Genomic DNA, 955 nt, shown 5'->3' on the forward strand with positions numbered 1-955 from the left:
GGGCCGGCGCCTCCGCTCGCGGCCGGAAACGCGGCCGGCCCCCGGGGGCGCGATCGCGCACCCGGGGGCCGGCGGCCGCGGTCCCGCGGCGGGCTAACCACGGCCTGACGGCGGCCTCGTCACGGAGGCGTCAGAAGGAGAAGACCGGGCCCGTGGCGCCCTCCATGACACAGGAGTTGGCGAAGGTGCGCTCGTAGGAGACCTCGCGGCCATCCCAGAGACCCTCGGCCTTGATCGTGACCGGGTCCCAGATCATCGGGCAGATCCGGTCGGTGTCGGTCTCGACCAGCGCGCCCACCTCGCCGTCCACGGAGCGCAGCGCGGCGCACGCGCGCCCCGGGGCCGGGTGGGTGCCTCCGGCGCCCGGCGGGCAGGTGAGCACGGCGCTCCGCCGCTCGGGGGCCGTCGCCGGATCCCCGCCCTCGGCGACGGTGAGCACCAGGACCGAGGGCCCGGACGGCCTGTCGGCCCCGGCGGAGTCGGTGGGGGCGGCGGTCGCGGTGGCCGCGGACCCCGCCAGGCAGGCCGCGGTCAGCACGGCGCCCAGCCCCAGGCCCTTGGTGGCGTACCGCATGTCGAACACTCCCTGGATCTCTCGGGAACGGATTCCGGAGAAACGACTTGCCGGAGTCCATAACGGGACACATCGGGGCGATCGGATCCGGTCATCTTCCGCTCCGATGCGCTCCGGTGCGCTCCGCTGCGCCTCATCGGCCCTGGCCGGAGCCGCGCCGGCGGTTCCGGACGGGCGCCGGGGGAGGGCCGGGGGGCCGGGCGGATGGCGGCCGGGAGCATATGACACCGCGACGACGTGCGCGCTCTTCCGCGGCCGCCGGGCGCCGTGTTCCCGACTCGGCCGGAAGACGACGCCCCCGGGCGCCGGACGCGCCCCGTACGGGCCCCGGGCCCCTACCCGAGGCGGCCCCGCGTCCGCATGGCCGCGCGCTGGGCGGCG

General features: G+C 77.5%; 1 protein-coding gene. It reads right to left on the bottom strand.

What is annotated here, in order from left to right; translation table 11 throughout:
- Positions 1–130: 130 nt before the first annotated feature.
- A complete protein-coding gene (locus ACLIYP_RS30605) occupies positions 131–574 on the bottom strand; it encodes a subtilase-type protease inhibitor (RefSeq protein WP_412716323.1) in 444 nt (147 codons plus the stop codon).
- Positions 575–955 lie beyond the last annotated feature (381 nt).

Origin of the sequence: Streptomyces nanhaiensis, from assembly GCF_046614825.1 — a bacterium.
GTDB classification, from domain to species: Bacteria; Actinomycetota; Actinomycetes; order Streptomycetales; family Streptomycetaceae; genus Streptomyces; species Streptomyces radiopugnans.

What these genes read in the sequence shown, in the direction of transcription:
- ACLIYP_RS30605 (WP_412716323.1), bottom strand. Translation starts at nt 574, where the DNA reads ATGCGGTACGCCACCAAGGGCCTGGGGCTGGGCGCCGTGCTGACCGCG.